Consider the following 19,598-nt stretch of genomic DNA (forward strand, 5'->3'; position numbering starts at 1 on the left):
ACTGGTCCGCTGAAGATCGACTCACACGCGTTTCGGGGGGTGGACGGCTTGCTGTGCGCTGTCCACCCCCCGGGGTGCTACGGGCGCCAGTTCGCCAGTACGCCGTCGTAGAGCTCCTTGTCCGTGAGCTCTCGGGGGGTTTCGCCGGCGAGGAAGTGGGACGTGTTGGGGGTCTTGAGCTTGCGGAGGTAGTCGAAGGCCTTGTTCTCCGGGTCGCCGAAGGCGACGAAGGAGAAGAAGACGGTGGGGTGGGTCTTGGCGGCGTTGGTGAGGGACTGGGTGGCGGGGGTCTTGGCGTCTGGGGCGCCGTCGGTCTGGAAGACCACGAGGGCGGGGGTGCCGGGGGCTTCCTTGTCGTGGTGGGCGAGGACTGCTTCGACCGCTGCGTGGTAGCTGGTGCGGCCCATGCGGCCGAGGCTGGCGTGCAGGTCGTCGATCTTGTTCTCGTGGTCGGTGAGGGTGATCTCGCCGGTGCCGTCGAGTTCGGTGGAGAAGAAGACGACCGGGACGGTGGCCTCGGGGTCGAGGTGGGCCGCGAGGGCGAGGGTCTGTTCGGCGAGGGCCTGGGCGGAGCCGTCCTTGTAGTACGGGCGCATGGAGGCGGAGCGGTCGAGGACGAGGTAGACCTTGGCTCGGGTGCCGGTGAGGTTGTGGGTCTTGAGGGTGGTGGCGGCGGCGCGGTAGGCGGTGGTCAGGCTGGGGGCGCGGGTCTTGAGCTGGGTGAGGGTGAGGGCGGGCTTCTCGGCCTTGGCCTCGGCTTCGCCTTCGGCCGTGTCGTTCCCACCCGCACCACCCGTGCTGCTTTCGTTGTCGGGTGCGGGTGGCCCCTGTGGGGGCTGGGCGCCGTCGGCGGCTGCGGCTTCGGCTGCGGGTTCGGCTGCGGGTTCGGGGGTGACCGGCGGCTCCGCCTTGGCCGCGGGCTCCGTGTCGGCCGTCGGCTTTGCCTCGGCCTCAGGTGCCGCCGTCTCCGGCTCGGGCGTCGGCTCCGTCGTCGGGGAGGCGGTTGCTGCGGCTGCCGGTTCCGGTGTTGCCGGCTGGGCCGGGGTGGGCTCGGGCTCGGCTTCCGCCTTCGGGGCGGTTTCCGTCGCCGCCGGGGCGTCGGACTCGGCCGCAGTCTTCGCCTCCGGCTTGGCCGCGGGCTCGGGCTGCGCCTCGCCCTCCGGGCCGGCCTTGGACTTCTCCGCCGACGTCTCGGACGCCGATGACTTCTCGGGGTCCTCGGTCGTCTGAGGCGCCTCGGTCGTCTGGGGCTCGGCGGTGGTCGCAGCTTCCGCCTCGGCCGGGGTCTCTGCCTCGGCCGGGGTCTCTGCCTGGGCCGGGGTCTCCGCCTCGGCCGCAGCCTCCGTCGGCTCCGCAGCCTCCGTCGGCTCCTCTGCGGCCGACGGCTTCTCGGCGACCGGCTCCTCGACGATCTCCGGCTCGTCGGCCTTCGGCTGCTCGACCTTCGGCTCCTCGACGGCCGGCTTCTCGTCCGTAGCCGCCTCCGCCTCCGGCTCCGCCTGGGCCACCGGCTCCTCGACGGCGGACTCCGCAGCGCCCGCCGGCTCCTCGGCAGCCGTCGGCTTTTCCGCGACGGTCGGCTCGTCCACGCCCTCCGGCTCCGCGATGGTCGGCTCCGCGGAGCGGTCGGCAGCCGTCGGCTTTTCCGCGACGGCCGGCTCGTCCACGCCCTCCGGCTCCGCGATGGTCGGCTCCGCGGAGCGGTCGGCAGCCGTCGGCTTCTCCGCGACGGCCGGCTCGTCCACGCCCTCCGGCTCCGCGACGGTCGCCTCCGCGGAGCGGTCGGTAACCGTCGGCTTCTCCGCCGTCGGCTCCTCGGCCATCCCCGGCTTCTCGACACCCCCCGCCTTCTCCCCCGGCTCCCCCTCAGCCGAGCGCGTCGGCCGGGGGACCGCCACCCGGTCGAAGGCCGCTGATACGAGGTCGTGTGCCTCGGGGGACGTCGGGCGGGGGTCGGGGACCGTGGCCGAGTGGTGCGGGGTCGGCTCGGGGGAGGGGGACGGGACCTTCGTGTCCGGGGAGGGGGGCGTCGGGGTCTCCTGGGACGGGACCGTGTGCTGGGGTGCCGGCGGCTCCTGCGCAGGCGCTGTCCCCGTGGTCGTCGTCTGCGCCGCACCCTCCGCCTCGGCGGTCCGTGACTTGCGTGACCGTCCGAACGCGTTCCGCAAGAGAGTGAGAATGCCCATGTGCGCGCAACCCTTCGCGTGAGTTGATGCCCGTCAATCCCTGGCCAGGACGGACACGTAAGGTTAGCGGCCCTCCTGCGCGATCTTGGGCAGGGTCAGGTGTGCGGGGTCCACCCTGTCAAGAGGGACATCCGGCCTGCACAGGTGTCGCCGCGCCGAATCGCCGTAACCCCCGTACGGCTGCTGTGGGTTCACTCGTTGTTCACCAGGGCGCCCGGCTCCCGCACGTATGTGCCCCTACGGTCACGCTGACACCATGGGCATCCAAGGAGAGATCAAAGTGCGAAAGCTGCTGCCGTTGATCGGAACGCCGTCCGGATCGCACCCCGGCGGCCGGTCCGCGATGACCTGTCGTTTCCGGTGTGGTGACGCCTGCTTCCACGAGGTGCCCAACACCAGCACCAACGAGTACGTCGGTGACGTGATCGCCGGTGCCCTCAGCCGGCGGTCGATGATGCGCGCCGCGGCCGTGGTGACCGTGGCCGCCGCCGGGGCCGGTGCCGTCGGTGTCGGGCAGGCTCCCCAGGCCGGTGCTGCCGCCGCGGCCGTCCCGGCCGGCGCCGCTTCCGATGCCGCCCGCCGTAAGTCCGGCGCCCGCGGGCTGCGCTTCTCGCCCGTCGCGCCCAACACCGCCGACGCCGTGACCGTGCCGGAGGGGTACCGGCAGAACGTCGTCATCCGGTGGGGCGAGCCCATCCTGCGCGGGGCGCCCGCCTTCGACCCGGAGAAGCAGACCGCCAAGGCCCAGGCCGGTCAGTTCGGGTACAACTGCGACTTCCTCGCGCTGCTTCCGCTGCCGGGTGAGCGGGGGCGGCAGCTCCTCGTCGCCAACCACGAGTACACCGACGAGATTCTTATGTTCCGGGGGTACGACGCCGCCAACCCGACGCGGGAGCAGGTCGAGATCGCCTGGGCCGCGCACGGGCTTTCCGCCGTGGTGGTGGAAGGGGACCGGAAGACCGGGAAGCTCACCGCTGTTTCCCGGCATCAGCTGAACCGGCGTGTCACCGCCACCACCGAGTTCCGGCTCACCGGGCCCGTCGCCGGGTCCGACCTCGTGAAGACCTCCGCCGACCCGAGCGGCACCAAGGTGCTCGGCACCCTCAACAACTGCTCGGGCGGTGTCACCCCGTGGGGCACGACCCTGCACGGCGAGGAGAACTTCAACCAGTACTTCGCCAACAGCAGCCGGGCGACCGACAAGCGGTACGGCATCGGGACCGGGGCCAGCGAGCGCAAGTGGGAACGGTTCGACAAGCGGTTCGACGTCGCCCAGGAGCCGAACGAGGTGCACCGGTTCGGGTACGTCGTGGAGCTCGACCCGTACGACCCGGACTCCACGCCCCGTAAGCACACCGCGCTCGGGCGGTTCAAGCACGAGGCCGCGACCGTGCGGCTGACGCACGACGGGCGGCCGGTCGTGTACTCGGGTGACGACGAGCGGTTCGACTACTTCTACAAGTTCGTCAGCAGCAAGCGGATGAAGCGCGGGACCTCCCGGGCCGTCCGCGAGCACAACCTCTCCCTGCTCGACGAGGGCACGCTGTACGTCGCCAAGCTCACCGGTGACTCCCCCGCCATCGAGATCGACGGCACGGGCAAGCTCCCGAACGACGGCGAGTTCGACGGGAGCGGGGAGTGGATCCCGCTGGCCACCGCCACCGCCACCGCCGACGGTGCCGTCTCGCACGTGGAGGGCATGAGCGCCGACGAGGTGTTCGTCTTCACGCGGCTCGCCGGTGACAAGGTGGGCGCGACGAAGATGGACCGGCCCGAGGACATCGAGCCCAACCCGGTGACCGGCAAGGTCTACGTCGCCCTGACGAACAACAGCAACCGTGGTGTCGGCTCCAACGCCAAGGCGGACGAGGCCAACCCCCGCAACGCCAACAAGCACGGGCACGTGCTGGAGCTCACCGAGCGGTGGAACCGGCCCGAGAGCACGAAGTTCGCCTGGTCGCTGTTCCTCGTCGCCGGTGACCCGGACGACCCGGCGACCTACTTCGCCGGCTTCCCGAAGGACGGCGTCAGCCCGATCTCCTGCCCGGACAACGTCGCCTTCGACCCCTACGGCAACCTGTGGATCTCCACCGACGGCGCCCAGCTCGGCTCGCACGACGGCCTGTTCGGCGTGGCGACCCGGGGTGAGCGGCGCGGTGAGCTGAAGCAGTTCCTGACCGTGCCGAAGGGCGCCGAGACCTGCGGTCCGATCATCCAGGACCGGCGCGTCCTCGTCGCCGTGCAGCACCCGGGCGAGATCGACGGCGCGTCCGTGGAGAAGCCCGCCAGCACCTGGCCCGACGGGCCCGGCACGTACGTCCGGCCGGCGGTCGTGGCCGTGTGGCGTGCCGACGGCAGCGACATCGGCTGCTGAGCGAGCAGCCGCACAGCAGGTGACAGGGGGTGCCCGCCGGGCGCTCCCTGTCTGCTGTCCCCGGGTGTCCCTATCCGCCGTCGTGCAGCGTGAGGTCCGTGACGACCGCCCGGTGGTCGGTGTCGGCCAGGTCCAGGAAGCGGGTGCGGTCGGCCGCGAAGTCCCTGGACACCAGCACATGGTCGATCTGCGTGCCGAACGTCGGGGCGGTCGCGGCCGGCCAGGTGGCCGTGCGGTCGGCGCCGTCCAGGCGGGCGGCGTCGTACAGGCCGGTGTCGAGGATGCGGCGGAAGGCGGCGTGGTCCTGGGAGGCGTTGAAGTCGCCGGCCAGGACGAGCGGGGTGCCGCGGTCGGCGGCGGCCGCGTCGCGCACGGCGTCGAGCTCCCTGTTCCAGAGGTCCACCTGGCCGGGCAGCGGGGGCATGGGGTGGGCGAGCTGGAGCCGTACGGGGTGTCCGGCCACGTCGGCGATCGCGCCGGGCATGCCCATCGTGCCGGGGATGCCGTCCTCGGGGCGGAGCGGGAAGCGGCTGAGGATGACGGAGCCCTCGGAGCCGCCGCCCTCCACGGCGCGGCGGTGCGGGTAGTCCCGCCCCAGGTCCCGCTTCAGCCGGGCGTCGCAGGTGTACTCGCATTCCTGTACGAAGACGACGTCCGGTTTCTCGCGGCGGACGGCGGCGACCAGGGACCCGGTGCCCTGGCCGAACTCGACGTTCGAGGTCAGCACGCGCAGGTCGGCGACCGGACGGCCGGCGGGGTCGCCGGTCTTGCCGTACGGCTCGGTGAACCAGGCCAGCAGGCCGAGCAGGACCACTCCCCAGAGCGTCCCGGGCCACCAGCGGGACAGCAGGGTGAGCAGCAGCGCCAGGGCCGTGGGCGCGAGCAGCCAGGGGAGGAAGGCGAGGACCTGCGGGACGGGCGTGATGCCGTCGCTGTCGGCGGCCCGCAAGCCGACGACCACGCTCACCCCGGCCAGCAGCAGGCCCGCGCACCAGGCGCCGAGCCGCCGTCCGGGCGGACGGTGCTGCGGCTCGTCGTCGGTGGCGGTCCACTCGGCAGCGGCGGTGTCCAAGGCCCGGCCTTCCGTTCGCGGGGTGGGATGCCCGAATCCTCCCTCAAAGACGGGGCGCGGCGGGGGAAGGTTGCCGTCCGTCGACCCGGGCGAGGAACTCCCCCAGTGCCGTGTCGAACTCCTCCGGGCGTTCCAGGTTCGGCATGTGTGCCGTGCCCTCGATGACGTGCAGGGCCGCGTCCGGGAGGGCCGCGTGCATGGCCCGGGCGTCGGAGACCGGCGTGTAGGTGTCGTCGGCGCCCACCACGACCAGGGCCGGGACGGTGACGCGGGTCAGCAGGGCGTTGTAGTCGGGGCGGCGGGCGCGGGCGCGCAGGGCCGCGGCGGCGCCCTCGGGGGAGGTGGCCGTCATCATGCGGTGGACGTGCGCCTTGACCTCGGCGGACGCGTACGGCGCGACCATCCGCTCCAGGACCTCGTCGGCGTAGCCGCGCATGCCCTCCGCGAGGAGGCGGTCCGCCATGGCGTCGCGGGCGCGGACGCCCTCCGGGGTCTCGGCGGAGGGGAAGGTGTCGGCGAGGACCAGGCCGCGGACGCGCTCGGGGAACAGGCGGTAGCAGTCCATGACGATCTGGCCGCCCATCGACAGGCCCGCCAGCACGCAGGACTCCACCTTCAAATCGTCCAGCAGGGCCTCGATGTCCCGGGCGAATCCGGAGAAGTCCGTGACGGCCGGGGCCGTCGGGGAAGCGCCGTAGCCGCGCAGGTCGGGGACGATGACGCGGCGCGTCGCCGAGAACGTCTCGACCTGCGGGGCCCACATCGTGCGGTCGAAGGGGTGGCCGTGGACGAGAACCAGGGGGACCGGGGGGACAAGGGGCTGCCGAGGAGAAACGGGGCCTTTGTCCTCGTATGCGAGGAAGGGTGCCATGGGGACGACCCTAGGGCGCCCAACTACTCGGTGCAATAAGATCTTTGCTCTCGGTGCAATGCAAGAGGGAGGCCGACCGATGGGTGACTACCGGCGCATCGCCGACCGGATCGCCGACGACATCGCCACCGGCCGGCTCAAGCCCGGCCAACGGCTGCCTCCGCAGCGGGCGTTCGCGCGGCGCCGGGGGATCGCGTCGTCGACGGCCGGGCGGGTGTACGGCGAACTCGTACGGCGCGGGCTGGTCGTCGGCGAGGTCGGGCGCGGCACCTTCGTACGGGCCGCTCCCGCCGGACCGGCGGGGCAGGCGCTCATCGAGGCCGGTCCGGCCGCGGCGCCCGTCAACCTGGAGCTCAACTACCCGTCCGCGCCCGGCCAGCCGGAGCTGCTCGCCCCCGTGCTCGCGCCGCTGCTGCGGCCCGACGTACTGGCCGAGGCCCTGCGGCCGGCGGCCGCCACCGGCACCGCGTCCGCCCGGGAGGCCGCGGCCGGCCTCCTCGCCACCCCGGGCTGGCGCCCCGGCCCGGAGCGGCTGCTGTTCACCGGCAACGCCCGCCAGGCCATCGCCGCCGTGCTGGCCTCCCTGGTCCGGCCGGGCGGCCGGGTCGGCGTGGAGCAGCTGACGTATCCGCTGGTCAAGGAGATCGCGGTCCGGCTCGGCATCACCCTGGTGCCGCTGGCCGGTGACGCGGCCGGACTGCTCCCGGAGGCCGTCGCCGCCGCGCACCGTACGGCGCCGCTGTCCGCCCTCTACGTGCAGCCGACCCTGCACAACCCGACGTCCCTGACGACGAGCCGCACCCGGCTGCTCCAACTCGCCGCCTTGGTCCATGACTTGGACCTGCCGGTCGTGGAGGACCGCATCTGGTCCTTCCTCCACACGCCCGGCGACCCCTTCGCCGTCCACGCCCCGGCCCTCACCCACGTCGTGGACGGACTCTCCAAGCGGGTCGCCCCCGGGCTCACCGTCGGCTTTCTCGTCGTGCCGCCGCACCGGGCCGGTGCCGTGGCCGACGCCGTGCGGTCGGGCGGGTGGAGCGCGGGGCGGTTCGCGCTGGAGGCGGCCGTGCGGTGGGTGGTGGAGGGGACGGTGGCCCGGCTGGTGGAGGCCAAGCGGGCCGACGCGGCCCGGCGGCAGCGGATCCTCGCCGAGGAGCTCGCGGGCTTCGCCGTACGGTCCGCCCCGCACGCCTACTTCGCCTGGTGGGAGCTGCCCGCCCCCTGGCGCGCGGACACCTTCACGGGCGCCGCCGCCGCGCACGGCATCGCCGTCACGCCCGGCCCCGCCTTCGCCGTCGCGCCCGGCCACACGCCCGACGCGGTCAGGCTCGGGCTCGCGTCGGCTCCGGAGCCGGATCTGCGGCGGGCCCTGCGGACCCTGGCGCACGTCGCCGCGCGGCGAGCCGGGGACCGTAGCGGCCCGTGAGCCACGCGCCGAGCGCCAGCGCGAGGCCCAGGGCGCACAGCAGCCAGGACACCGTGCGCAGGGTGGCCGTGAGGGCGTCGTAGACCGCGCCGGCGGCCGGGCGGTGCAGGGCGTCGGGCAGGTCGGCGAGGGTGAGGCGGCGGCCGATCGAGAGCGCCAGGACCAGCAGCGCGCCGCCCAGGGCCGTGCCGAGGCCGAGGGCGGTGACCGCGCGGCGGCGGCACGCGGCGACGCCGATCCCGGCGACGGTGAGGACGGCGGCGGCGAGCGGCAACCAGAAGGCGGCGGTGTCCAGCACGTGGAACCCCCTGCGCAGTCGGTCCACGTCCGCGGCCGGGAGCACCGGGACGCGGGTGTGCGTGACCGGGATGCGGTGGGCGAACGGCACGTGGTCGGCGGAGAGCCGGTGTTTGACGCTGGTGAGGACCGGGGCGACGTCGACGGTGACCGGGCCCGCGTGCGGGCGGTCGTCGCGCAGGGCGCGCAGCACGGCGGCGTGGACCGCCCGGTTCGCCGCGTCCCAGGCCGTGCGGTAGGCCTCGGTCCGGGTGAACGAGCGCGCCGCGTCGTGCACGAAGGGCCCGACCGCGCCCCGCAGCGGACCGGTGTCGAACTCGTGTCCGGTCTCCCGCATGAAGCCGTCCCCGACGGCGTCCGCCACCGCGTGCCGCACGTCCGGGTCGGCGGCGAGCGGTGCCATCGTCCGGACGTAGCGGCCGGTGTCGGTCAGCCCGTGCGCCGCCCAGGACGCGAGCGCCGCGAACGGCAGGAGCAGGCACGCGAGGGCGAGCAGAACGGCCGACAGGCGGTTCCGCAGCCGTGGGGGCGCCTTCTCGGGTACGGACACCCCTCCAGGCAAGGCGTGACGGGCCGCTCCCGCGAGCGGTGTGACTGCATTCGGCCTCACAGGTCGAGCCGAACGGGCGCCCGCGCGAGGCCGGTACCGGTACGGGATGAGCCGGCATCAGTCGACGCGGTGGCCCGCGGCGTCCTCGTGCGTGTAGTAGCGGTAGAACAGCGTCACGAGGACGCCCGCCCCGACCACCACCCCCAGCCCGGCGGACTCGAGCACGGACTCGTCGGACTGGCTGACGAGGAAGCCGACCGCGCAGCCCGTGAACACGAACCAGACCAGGGCGTGCAGCTCGCGCTTCAGCCTCGGGGCCACCTTCCACAGGGCGGCGAACAGCACGGCGAACACGAGCGCGGTGAGGAAGCCGAACAGCAGGTTCCAGCCCGTGATCGGCCCGGAGTCGCGCCGGTTGGCCGCGGCCCAGTAGCCGTAGACCAGGCCGAGGACGACGGGCAGCGCGACCTTCGCGGCGGCGTGGGTGCGCGCGCTGAAGACATCGGGCCTGCGCCGCCGCCCGGTCACCTCGCGTGAGGCGGGTGCCGCATGAGCCATGAGAGCTCTCCTCTCTCCCTGCCCCTGCCTCCAGGGCACACCGCCGCGGAGCCGCAGGCAACTCGGCGGAGATCCATCAGAAGGGCCCTAGGGGGCGAAGCACCCGAAGGCGGGCGTTTGCGGTCCTGGGGCCCACCTGTGCAGCCGCAGCGGTTACGGTGCTGACGTACGTGATCGACACAGGGGGAGGGACGATGCCCGGAACCGTGCTGCTGCTGGCGGCCTCGCCGGTGGGCAAGGGGCGCCTGGTGGACGCCGCCTCCGTCCTCCCCGTCCTGGCCGCCGTGCCGCCCGCCGTGCTGGCCGGCACGGACACCGCGAACGTCGTCGAACTCGCCGACCCGCTGGAGCCGCAGGCCGTCCTCACCCGGCTGCGCGCCGCCGCCGCGGCCCCCGGGCCGCTCACCGTGTACGTCACGGGGCAGCTCCAGCTCGACCGCCGACAGCGCCTGCCCCACCTCGCGCTGGCACGCACCACCCCCTCCACCGCCCGCTACACGGCCTTTCCCTGGCACTGGTTCCGGGAGGAGCTGCGGCTGAGGCCCGCCGGGGCCACGACCCTGCTGCTCGACCTGCACGCGGACGCCGAGACCTGGGAGCTGCTGCGGAGCACACCGCTGGACTCGGGCCGCGGCAACGCCGTCCACGGGCGGATCGCGCCGCCGCCGTCCAGACGCACGGTCGCGGCACCGGCGTACATGAAGGCCGTCGCGACGATCCTGCGCAGCGGGGTCCGGCCGCCGGCGGAGCAGTTGCACCAGCAGGCCCTGAGCCGGATCGCGCCCGAGAGCGCGGGCACGGACCTCGTGCTGAGCACGCCGGGCCCCTCGGCCGGTGATCCGCACGCCGCCATCACCGCCGCCGTCCAGGCGGGCCGCCACTCCGACGCCGACGCGCTCGCCGCCCGGTACGAGCAGGCCGCCGTCGCCGCGCACGGGCCCGCCTCCGAGGAGGCCCTGCACTGGGCCGAGGTACGGGCCGACCTGGCGATGTTCGCCGGGGACGCGGCGCGCAGCTGCCACACCTGGCTGACGATCGCCACGGCCCGCCTGAACGCCGGGCAGGCGCCGGACGCTCCGGCCGTCGAGGCCGCCGTGGACCGTGCCCACCACCAGTGGGGGCAGGTCCGCGACACCACGCGGGCCCGCGAACTGGGCGCGGCCCTGGCCGAGTTGCGGGGGCGGGTCCCCGGGCGGCGCGAGGGGGCGCTCGATCATGTGCAGCGGCAGTTGAGGCAGTTGCAGACCCAGCCCTGAACATGCGTGCGCCGTGTGCGCCTGGCGTGAAGGGGGCGTGCAATCGCTTGCACGGGTCGCGTCACAGGTCTGCCGCCAAGGCCTGACCCGGTGTCATGATGTCGGGCATGACAGAGGGGGACCGAGTGGCTGTCTTAGGCGTACGCGTGCGGCTGGGCGCCGGCGCGACCGTGGACGATGTCAGAGCCCTGAAGACGTGGCTGGAGCGGGAAGAGTCGCTGGAGGGACTGGTCTCCAGGGGGAAACTGAGTATCGAGGAGCAGGCCGGCACGGACGCGGCCGACGGGCGGCTCGGGCCCGACATCGAGCTCGTGCTGAGAGTGCTCGGTGACGTCGTCACGCTCGTGGCCCTGACCGAGTACACCGCACGCGCGGTCAAGACCTGGACGAACAACCGCCGCAGACTCCAGGACGGCGATCCCGATCCACAGATCCGCCCGCTGGACCCCGACGGGGAGTAGGCCGGTGAGCCGCTTCGACCCGCGCGGCAGAGCCAACCGGGCGCTGCTGGTCTGTGTGTCCGAGTACGACCACACGGTGCCGGATCCCCAGGGCGTCAACGGCCAGCTCCCCGCCGTGCGGCGCAACCGGACGACCCTCCAGGACGCCCTGAACCGGGGCAACGTGTTCGGCGCGGGTGAGGTGCGGGCCCTGGCCTCGCCGACCCCGGACGACTTCACGGGGGCGCTGCACCAGGCCTGCGAGGAGGCCAGAGGGCTGCTGCTGCTCTACTTCGCCGGGCACGCCGTCACCTCCACCTCCGGCAACGAGCTGCACCTGCAGATGCGCACCGCGCGGGTGCTCACGGGCGAGGGCCTGCCCGGCTCGGTCACCTTCAGCCAGGTGCTGGGCGAGCTCGCCGAGAGCAAGGCCGAGCAGGTGGTGGTCATCCTCGACTGCTGCTACGCGGGTAACGCCGCGGGCATCTGGCACCGCTTCGACGACCCGAAGCGGAAGAAACACAAGATCCTGCTGCTGATGAGCGTGCAGCCCAACCGCTGCATCCTGGGCGGGGACGCCGACATCGCGACGCCGTTCACCCGCGAGCTGGTGCACGTCCTCGGCGGCGGCGGGGAGGTGTGGCTCTCCAAGCTGTACGACGCGGTGAAGCAGCGGATGGCCGAGGCGAAGTACAAGGCGGAGGCCAACGACCCGCAGCGGCCGCAGGCGCTGGCCCCTCCCTGGAACAAGGACGACGTTCTGCTGGCGGCGGGCCCACGGCCCTGGACTCCGCCGGTCGATCCCCCCGGCCGGTTCGCCTGGCTCCGGCGTCTGCTCGTCCGCGCCCGGAAGGCCGTCGACCGGCTCGGCCGTACCGCCCTGTCGGTTCTCCTGGCGCTGCTCGTCACCGGCGCCGGCGGCTACGTCGTCCTGGCCCTGACCGGCGACTCCGGCCCTTGCGAACCGCCCCTGGAGCTGCGGGTCCTCACCGATCCCGACCTGGAGCCGGCGATGCGGGCGGGGGCGGACGCCTACCTCGCCTCGGCGGCCAACACCACCGACGAGGGCTGCCGGCGCAGCGGCATCACCGTCTACAGCGCGGGTGCCGCCCACGTGGTGACCGCCCTGGGCGAGCGGTCCGACCCGTGGCAGCAGCCGCGTGAGGACGTCAACCCGCAGCGGGACATCGGACCGCAGCCGGACGTGTGGATCCCCGCGACCCGCGCGGACGTCGGCCGGGCCACCGAAGCACAGGTGGAACGCGTCTTCGCCCGGCTGGAGCCGGACGCCGAGCCGTTCGCGTACTCGCCGGTCGTGCTGGCCGTCCCGGAGGGCCTCGGTGCCGACCTGCCGCCCACCCGGCAGTCGCTGACGGAGCTGGTCAGCGCGCTCAAGCAGGCCGACCCCAAGGCCGAAGTGCGCAGGCCCGACCCCGAGTTCAGCGACTCGGCGCTGCTGGCGACGGTGGGGCTGTACGGCGACGGGGCCGATGTGCGCGGCGCCGAGCAGTACATCGCCCGGGCCGGGCGGCCCGAGCCCTCGGCCGTCAGGCTGCTGTGCACGCTGCCCGAGGACGACGCCGCGGACGGCCGCAGCGCGGTCCTGGTCCCGGAGTTCCTGCTCAGGAGCGGTGTCGGCTGCCACTCGGTCAGGCGCGCCGAGCGCACCGCCGTCTACCCCGACGACGTACCCGGTCTCGAGCCGACGTTCGTGCGGGTGCGCTGGGAGGGCGGTGACCAGGACGCGCAGGCGCGGGACGACGAGGTGGACCGGTTCCGCGACTGGCTGACGGGCGAGGGCGGCCGGAAGGTGCTCGGCGAGCACGGGTTCAGGTCCGCGACGGGCGAACGCGGCCTGCTCGGCGGGGAGGCGGCCGGCCACGGGCTGACCGCTTCCGTTCCGCCGGCGGACTCCGCGGACGCGACACAGCTGGACAGGACACTGGAGTGGTACGCCAACGCGCACGGACCCGGCCGGGTGCTGTACCTCCTCGACAGCTCCGGTTCGATGGCCGGCCTGTGGGACGGCCCCAGCGGCGGCCCCGGCATCCTCAAGCAGACGCTGACGGGGCTCGGCCGGGGGGACGAGTACGGGGTGTGGGCGGTGCACGGCATCGAGGGCCGCACGCATACCGAACTGCTGGACTTCGGCACGCATCCCCGCGCGCGGGCGGAGAAGGCCCTCAAGACCGGCAGGGGAGGTGCCGAGGTGCGGGACGCGGAAGCCGATCCGGGCGCCGCCCTGCTGGACGCGCTGGCGTTCATGCGGGAGCGCGGTGCCTCCGACGAGCGGCCGCAGCTGATCGTGTACCTCACCGACGGCGAGGACGACGAGCGCCTGGCCGGCGGCCGCCTGCGCGAGGTGGAGGAGCGGGCACGCGCCTCGGGTGTGCCCGTGGTCATGGTGACGCTGAACAGCGGGGGCTGCGACCGGGACCGCCCCGGCACGCGCGTCGCGGAGGCCGCCCAGGGCCGTTGCCTGGACGCCGGGGACGACCTCGTGCCCGCGCTGCGCGACGAGGTCGCCCGCACCGGAACGGGGGAGGAATGATGGCCCGACGCCTGCCGGCCGCCGTACTGGCGCTGCTGTCCCTGCTGGCACTGGCCGCCTGCACCGGCGGTGACGTGCGGGACGAGCCGACGGCGGCGGCCGACGACCGCCGCCGGATCGTGGTGGCCAGCGGCCAGGACGTCACCGGCAAGAACGGCATACGACAGCAGCTCATCGACGCCTGGAACGCCGAGGAGGCCTCGCAGGGCTACGAAGCCCGCCTGGTGGAACTGCCCGGCTCCGCCGACCAGCAGCGCAGCCAGCTGCTCGGCGCCCTCCAGTCGGGCAGCGCCGACTACGACGTGGTGAACCTGGACGTCACCTGGGTCCCGGAGTTCGCCGCCGCGGGCCTGATCCGCCCGCTGACCGACGCGGCGGTCAGGTCCCCCGGCGACATCATCCCGTCGGTGGACAGGACGGCGCACTGGAACGACAAGCGGTACGCGGTCCCGTTCAACAGCGACGCCGGCCTGCTGTATTACCGCAAGGACCACCTCCGGAAGGCCGGAGTCTCCCGGACAGACCTCAGCGACGGGGTCACCTGGGACGAGCTGCGGGAACAGATCGATGTCGTCAAAGACCGCCTCGGCTCCCAGGACCACGAGGGCTGGACCACCCAGCTCGCGCCGTACGAGGGCCGTACCGTCAACGCGATCGAGGCGTTCACCTCGGCCGTGCCCGGACTCCGGCTGACCGACGGCGACGGCGAGTACGCGGCGACCGTGGAACAGCTCACGGCGGGCGTGGCCGAACTGCGTGCGCGCACGACCCCGGCGTACACCCTCGACGAGGCCGCCGAGTCCCGCGAGGCCGAGTCGCTCAGCGCCTTCGCGGAGGGCCGCACCACCTTCCTGCGGCACTGGCCGTACGTCTACCCCACCCTGCACGAAACCTTCGGGGAGAACCTGGGCGTGACCCGGCTGCCCGGCAAGGCGGTCCTCGGCGGGCAGAACCTGGCCGTCACCTCCGCCACGTCCGAGCAGCGAGCCGCGAAGGCGGCGGAACTGATCGCGTTCCTCACCGACCCGGACAGCGAACGCTGCCTGCTGCGTGCCGGGTTCGCCGCGACCCGCGACTCGGCCTACCGGGAAGCCGGCGCCGCTCCCCGGTGCCGGCACGCCCGGGCGTACGCCGAGACCCCCGCGGCGTCGCCCACCGGCGAGGGCACCGTCCGCCTGCCCCCCGACCGGATCGCCGACGGGGTCGGCTTCGGCCGCGACATCCTGCTCCCGGCCCTCCGTGAGGGCGTGGACCGCCCGCGCACTCCGCTGTACGGCGCCGTGACGCACACCGTCATCACCGAACTGGACGCCCTGTACGGCCCGAGCCCGAGTGAGGGCCGGCCGGACGACGCGGAGATCGCGAAAAGCCTTGACGAGGCATTGAGGAAAATTCTGCCCGGTTGAATCTCCTCCCGGTGATGTTCCCGTGTAGACACCCCACCAGGCGGAGGCGGGCGGACGAGTGCTCAGCCGTGCCGGTGGTGCACCGAGTCGGCCGCCTCGTGTGCGGGCGGTGGCTCCGACGCTCTCGCCGGTCCCGCGTTCGCCGCCAGCAGCAGTGTCGCGACGGCGACGACGGCGGCGGCGAAGCCTCTGGCGTACCGCTCGGCGGAGCGTGTGCGTTCGAGCACGGCGACCTCGCAACAGGGGCGGTGACTACGGGCGGCAGCGTATTAAGCGTGTCCCACACTCCTGCTTAACACTGCGTTTAACCTAGAGGCTGTCCAGGCCGAACGGCAAGAGGCGCAGGGGGAGTTGGCGTGGGGGAACGTGACGACCCGGGGACCATCGGCCGCCGGGTGCAGCGACTGCGTGCCGAACGCGGGCTGACACAGCGGCAGTTGGCGGAACCCACGTACACCCCCGCCTACATCTCCACCCTGGAGTCGGGCCGGGTACGGCCCTCCGACGACGCGCTGCGGCATCTCGCCGAGCGGCTCGGCGTCGCCTTCGACGAGCTGGCGACCGGGCATTCGGCGCGGCTGGTGACCGAGCTGCGGCTGCGGCTGACCGAGGCGCAGCGCTCCCTCGCCGTCGGTGAGGCCGAGGCCGCGGCGGAGCAGTACGCCGAGCTGCTCGGCGAGGCCGAGACGCACGGCCTGGCCGCCGAGCAGTCCGCGGCCCTGCTCGGGCTCGGCGAGTGCGCGCTGGAGACGGGCGAGCTGGTGGCGGGCCGGCAATACTTCGAGCGGGCCGAGGACCGTCTCGCCGACGCGCCCCTGCCCGCCCGGGTCCCGGCCCTGCGCGGGCGGGCCGTCGCGCACTACCTCGCCGGTGAGCTGCGGTACGCCGTCTACCTGCTGGAATCCACCCTCGACGAACTGAACCGCGGCGGCCTGCACGACCCCGACGCCCTCCTGCTGCTCTACGCCAGCGCCATCGGGCCGTACATGGACATGGGCGCGCACGCCCGCGCCGCCCAGGCCGCCGAGTTCGCCCTGGCGCTCGCCCCGCGGTCCGGCGACCCGGCCCTGGTCGCCCGTATGCACCGGTCGGTCGCCCGCACCCTGGTCGCGGAGGGTCGCCTCGCCGAGGCCGACGCCTCGCTGGCCAAGGCGGCCGAGCTGTACCGCGGCCTCCAGATCCGCACCGAACTCGCCAACTGCCACTGGATGCGCGGCTACGTCTACGCCCAGGACGGCCAACTGGAGCGTGCGGAGGCGGAGTTGCGGGAGGCCCTCGGCATGCTGTCCGCCCGGCGCGCCGCCCTCTACAGCAGCCAGGTCGCCGTGGAGCTGGCCGACGTGCTCCACCGGCGCGGCAGGTCCGACGAGGCGGCGGCCCTGCTGCACGACGTCCTCGGGCACCTGTCCTCCGAGCGCGGCGCCGTCCACTCCGCCGCCGCGCACCGGCTGCTCGGCATCATCGCCGAGGACGCCCGCCGCACCGAGGACGCCGAGGAGCACTACGTCCGCGCCCTGAGCCTGCTGGAGCGGGCGGGCGCGGCCGGGGACCTGGCCGACCTGTGCCGGCTGCTGGGCGACCTGCTGCGGCGCACCGGGCGGGTGGAGGCGGCCCTGGACGCCTACCGGACGGGGCTCGGACACCGTACGGCCCCCGGCACCACCACCCTCGGGCCCGCGCCCGCACAGCCTCCTCTGTGAGGAACCACGGTCCTCGCACAGGGGGGCGGGTTAGCCTCCTGCGGGGATGTGAACGACCAGGGCGGGGAACGTGGAGAACCGACGGACGGTGGCCGACGGCATACGGCTGGGCCTGCGGGCCGTGGTGTACGCCGTCCTCGGGGGCGCCGCGCTGATCGTCGTCGTGACGGTGGGGTCCGTGCTCGGGCCCCTGCTGGCGCTCGATCTCTCCACCCCGCCGGTCGCGGCCTGGTGGACCGTGTTCACCGCGATCACCGTGCAGGGCGTGCCCTTCCTGCTGCTGGGCACGGTCGTGTCGGCGGCGATCGGGGCGTTCGTGCCCGAGCGGGTCTTCACCCGGCTGCTGCCCCGGCGCGAGGTGCTCGCCGTGCCGGTCGCGGGGGCGGCGGGGGTCGTGCTGCCCGGCTGCGAGTGCGCGTCCGTGCCGGTGGCGGGCAGCCTGATGCGAAGGGGTGTCGCCCCCGCCGCCGCGCTCGCCTTCCTGCTGTCGGCGCCCGCGATCAACCCCGTCGTCCTGGTGGCGACCTCGGTCGCCTTCCCGGGGCAGCCGGAGATGGTCCTCGGCCGGCTGGCCGCCTCGCTCGCCACGGCCGTGGTGATGGGCTGGCTGTGGGCGCGGTTCGGGCGGGAGGAGTGGCTGCGGCCGCCGAAGCGCAGCGGCGGTCATGAGCCGGGCGGCGGTCCGCGCGCCTTCGTCTCCGGCCTTCAGCACGACTTCCTGCACGCGGGCGGCTTCCTGGTGGTCGGCGCGGCGGCCGCGGCGACCTTCGCCATCGTCGTGCCGCGGTCGCTGCTGGAGGTGTTCACCGGGTCGCCCTGGCTGTCGGTGCTGCTGCTCGCCCTGCTGGCGGTCGTGCTGTGCGTGTGCAGTGAGGCCGACGCGTTCGTGGCGGCGTCGCTGAGCGGCTTCTCGCCGACCGCGCGGCTGGCGTTCATGGTGGTCGGGCCGATGGTGGACCTCAAGCTGATCGCGCTCCAGACGGGCACGTTCGGCAGGGCCTTCGCGGTGCGGTTCTCCGCCGCGACGTGGGTGGTGGCCGTGGCGAGCAGCGTCCTGGTGGGGTGGTGGCTGCTGTGAGGCGCTACGGACCGGCCGTGCTGCTCGCCCTCGTCGGCGCGGCGATCCTGCGGGTGTCCCTCTTCAGCGAGCTGTACCTGCGGTACGTCCAGGAGGGGCTGCGGCCCTACCTGGTGGTGTCCGGCGTGGTGCTGGTGCTGCTGGGGGTGGTGGTGGCGGTACTGGTCCGGACGGACGGGGAGGACCCTGAGCACGGCCACGCCCACGGCCCCGCCGGCCCCCGTGTCGCCTGGCTGCTCACCCTTCCCGCCCTGGCCCTGCTCCTCTTCCCGCCGCCCGCCCTCGGCTCCTACAGCGCGGAGCGGGAGGCGGCCCAGCGGGCGGCCCAGGGCGTCGGCAGCTTCCCGGCCCTGCCGTCCGGGGACCCGGTCGACCTCACCCTCGGCGAGTTCGGCTCCCGGGCGGTCTACGACAGCGCCCGCTCCCTGAAGGGACGCACGATCCGCCTCACCGGCTTCGTCACCCGCGGCGACGGCGGCACCTGGTACGTCACCCGCCTGCTGGTCTCCTGCTGCGCCGCCGACGCGACGACCGCCAAGGCCGAGGTGCGTGGCGCCGACGCCCCGCCCGTCGACACGTGGGTGACGGTCACCGGCACCTGGCGTCCCAGGGGCGCGCTGGGCTCTTCCGCCGCCTGGCCGCCGGTCGTCGACGTGACGTCCGTACGGCGCGTGGCGCAGCCGGACAACCCGTACGAGAAGCGCTGAGCCCGAGCCCCGCGGCGACGGCCGCACGGAGTGGTTTCGCCCCACCGGCCTCGGGTAGTCGGGGCACGATTCCGGGAGGGCTCGGAGCACGGCGGTCGGGCGAGTGGCGGCTGGTCGGTGCGTGTGCGTGTGCGTGGTGTCGGCCGGCCGGTGGGTGGTCGTGCGTGTGGGCCCGTCACCGCACCCATCCAGTGGGGCCGCCCCGGAAGACCGTCAGACGTGAAGGCCGCGGTGATCAGAGGAGGCGGTTGTCGTGCGGCCCAGGGACGACCCAGGAGGCGCCCCCGGCGGCGACCCCGGTCCCCGCCGCACCGGGGGCGGTGACCTGGACCTGGACGGGGTCCGGGCCGCCGACGTGATCGCCAGGGGCGTGCACGGCGCCGAGCCCGGAGAGGTGCCGGGCCGGCTGTGCGAGGTGGCGGTCGAACTGCTGCCGGTGATCGGCGCGAGCGTGTCGCTGCGCAGCCAGGGCATGCCCGTACAGCTGAGCGCGAGCAGCCCGCACGCCGCCCACCTGTCGGAGATCCAGGCCACGCTGGGCGACGGCCCCTGCCAGAGCGCGCTGGAGGAGGGGGCGCCCGTGCTCGCCCGCGACCTGACCACGGGCCGGGACGCCGGGCGCTGGCCGGTCTTCGCCCAGCAGGCGACGGCGGCCGGGGTACGGGCGGTGTACGCCGTGCCGCTCGGCAGCGACGCGGTGTACGTGGGGACGCTCGACCTCTACCGCGACCGCCCGGGCGGGCTCACCGACCGCCAGCTGCACGTGGCCCGGCTCGTGGCCGGTGTCATGACGGTGGCCCTGATGGCGCTGCCCCGCGAGGACGAACCCGGGGCGCAGGACGGGCAGCCCTGGCTGAGCGGGCTGGCCGCGGAGCACGACGAGGTCTACCAGGCCGTCGGCATGATCATGGCCCAGCTCGGCGTCGGCGCGGACGACGCCCTCGCGCGGCTGCGGGGCGACGCCTTCGCCCGCGGGCGCACGGCCCTCGACGTGGCACGCGAAGTGATCGCCCACCGCAGACACTTCGACCGGGACTGACGGGACGCCCGCTGGGCTGATCCGGGACGCCCGCTGGGCTGACGCCCGGGGCGCCCACCGGCCTGACGCCCGGGATGCCCGCTGGGC

16 protein-coding genes are annotated in these 19,598 nt (G+C 74.0%); 10 read left to right on the top strand and 6 right to left on the bottom strand.

Translation table 11 applies throughout. The features are described from left to right. Positions 1-77 precede the first annotated feature (77 nt). Positions 78-2,186 carry a VWA domain-containing protein gene (locus IE255_RS26905; protein WP_190052938.1) on the bottom strand — a complete coding sequence of 703 codons (2,109 nt, stop codon included), beginning with the start codon at positions 2,184-2,186 and terminating at the stop codon, positions 78-80. Between the two features lie 280 nt (positions 2,187-2,466). Here IE255_RS26905 and IE255_RS26910 point away from each other — a divergent pair, with 280 nt between their 5' ends. Next, entirely contained in the window at positions 2,467-4,560 is a 2,094-nt protein-coding gene (locus IE255_RS26910) for a PhoX family protein (protein WP_190052939.1), read from the top strand. Between the two features lie 70 nt (positions 4,561-4,630). Here IE255_RS26910 and IE255_RS26915 read toward each other — a convergent pair whose 3' ends face one another. Then, complete coding sequence (locus IE255_RS26915; protein ID WP_190052940.1) at positions 4,631-5,632, bottom strand: endonuclease/exonuclease/phosphatase family protein; 1,002 nt, start codon at positions 5,630-5,632, stop codon at positions 4,631-4,633. Positions 5,633-5,675: 43 nt separating this feature from the next. Further along, complete coding sequence (locus IE255_RS26920) at positions 5,676-6,503, bottom strand: alpha/beta fold hydrolase (RefSeq protein WP_190052941.1); 828 nt, start codon at positions 6,501-6,503, stop codon at positions 5,676-5,678. 79 nt (positions 6,504-6,582) lie between these two features. On the opposite strand from IE255_RS26920, the gene IE255_RS26925 reads away from it, so the two are divergent. Continuing rightward, on the top strand, positions 6,583-7,929 hold the full coding sequence (locus IE255_RS26925) for an aminotransferase-like domain-containing protein (RefSeq protein ID WP_190052942.1): 1,347 nt from the start codon (positions 6,583-6,585) through the stop codon (positions 7,927-7,929). Here the strand turns inward: IE255_RS26925 and IE255_RS26930 are convergent. Beyond that, complete coding sequence (locus IE255_RS26930; RefSeq protein ID WP_190052943.1) at positions 7,826-8,776, bottom strand: hypothetical protein; 951 nt, start codon at positions 8,774-8,776, stop codon at positions 7,826-7,828. The two genes, IE255_RS26925 and IE255_RS26930, sit on opposite strands and share 104 nt — an antisense overlap. 117 nt (positions 8,777-8,893) lie before the next feature. Further along, positions 8,894-9,334 carry a hypothetical protein gene (locus IE255_RS26935; RefSeq protein WP_190052944.1) on the bottom strand — a complete coding sequence of 147 codons (441 nt, stop codon included), beginning with the start codon at positions 9,332-9,334 and terminating at the stop codon, positions 8,894-8,896. 194 nt (positions 9,335-9,528) lie between these two features. On the opposite strand from IE255_RS26935, the gene IE255_RS26940 reads away from it, so the two are divergent. The 4 genes from IE255_RS26940 (at position 9,529) to IE255_RS26955 (ending at position 14,987) form a co-directional block, all read left to right on the top strand. Further along, entirely contained in the window at positions 9,529-10,590 is a 1,062-nt protein-coding gene (locus IE255_RS26940; protein WP_190052945.1) for a serine/threonine-protein kinase, read from the top strand. A gap of 125 nt (positions 10,591-10,715) precedes the next feature. Further along, positions 10,716-11,051 (top strand): effector-associated constant component EACC1, encoded by a 336-nt coding sequence (locus IE255_RS26945; RefSeq protein ID WP_229906601.1) that lies wholly within the window; start codon positions 10,716-10,718, stop codon positions 11,049-11,051. A 4-nt stretch (positions 11,052-11,055) separates the two neighbouring features. Beyond that, positions 11,056-13,581 (top strand): substrate-binding domain-containing protein, encoded by a 2,526-nt coding sequence (locus tag IE255_RS26950; protein ID WP_190052947.1) that lies wholly within the window; start codon positions 11,056-11,058, stop codon positions 13,579-13,581. After that, positions 13,581-14,987 carry an extracellular solute-binding protein gene (locus tag IE255_RS26955; RefSeq protein ID WP_190052948.1) on the top strand — a complete coding sequence of 469 codons (1,407 nt, stop codon included), beginning with the start codon at positions 13,581-13,583 and terminating at the stop codon, positions 14,985-14,987. Before IE255_RS26950 ends, IE255_RS26955 begins: the two co-directional genes overlap by 1 nt. Before the next feature lie 62 nt (positions 14,988-15,049). Here IE255_RS26955 and IE255_RS26960 read toward each other — a convergent pair whose 3' ends face one another. Next, positions 15,050-15,214 (bottom strand): hypothetical protein, encoded by a 165-nt coding sequence (locus IE255_RS26960; protein WP_190052949.1) that lies wholly within the window; start codon positions 15,212-15,214, stop codon positions 15,050-15,052. A 129-nt stretch (positions 15,215-15,343) separates the two neighbouring features. On the opposite strand from IE255_RS26960, the gene IE255_RS26965 reads away from it, so the two are divergent. The 4 genes from IE255_RS26965 to IE255_RS26980 all read left to right on the top strand — a co-directional run bounded on the left by IE255_RS26965 (position 15,344) and on the right by IE255_RS26980 (position 19,511). Then, complete coding sequence (locus IE255_RS26965) at positions 15,344-16,687, top strand: helix-turn-helix domain-containing protein (RefSeq protein ID WP_190052950.1); 1,344 nt, start codon at positions 15,344-15,346, stop codon at positions 16,685-16,687. A 70-nt stretch (positions 16,688-16,757) separates the two neighbouring features. Beyond that, entirely contained in the window at positions 16,758-17,765 is a 1,008-nt protein-coding gene (locus tag IE255_RS26970; protein WP_190052951.1) for a permease, read from the top strand. Then, complete coding sequence (locus IE255_RS26975; protein ID WP_190052980.1) at positions 17,762-18,472, top strand: TIGR03943 family putative permease subunit; 711 nt, start codon at positions 17,762-17,764, stop codon at positions 18,470-18,472. The genes IE255_RS26970 and IE255_RS26975 overlap by 4 nt, the downstream gene beginning before the upstream one ends. A gap of 253 nt (positions 18,473-18,725) precedes the next feature. Continuing rightward, positions 18,726-19,511, top strand: coding sequence for a GAF and ANTAR domain-containing protein (locus IE255_RS26980; protein WP_190052952.1), 786 nt, complete (start codon positions 18,726-18,728; stop codon positions 19,509-19,511). The last annotated feature ends 87 nt before the right edge of the window (positions 19,512-19,598 follow it).

The sequence above is a fragment of the Streptomyces lomondensis genome (assembly GCF_014651035.1).
GTDB classification, from domain to species: domain Bacteria; phylum Actinomycetota; class Actinomycetes; order Streptomycetales; family Streptomycetaceae; genus Streptomyces; species Streptomyces lomondensis.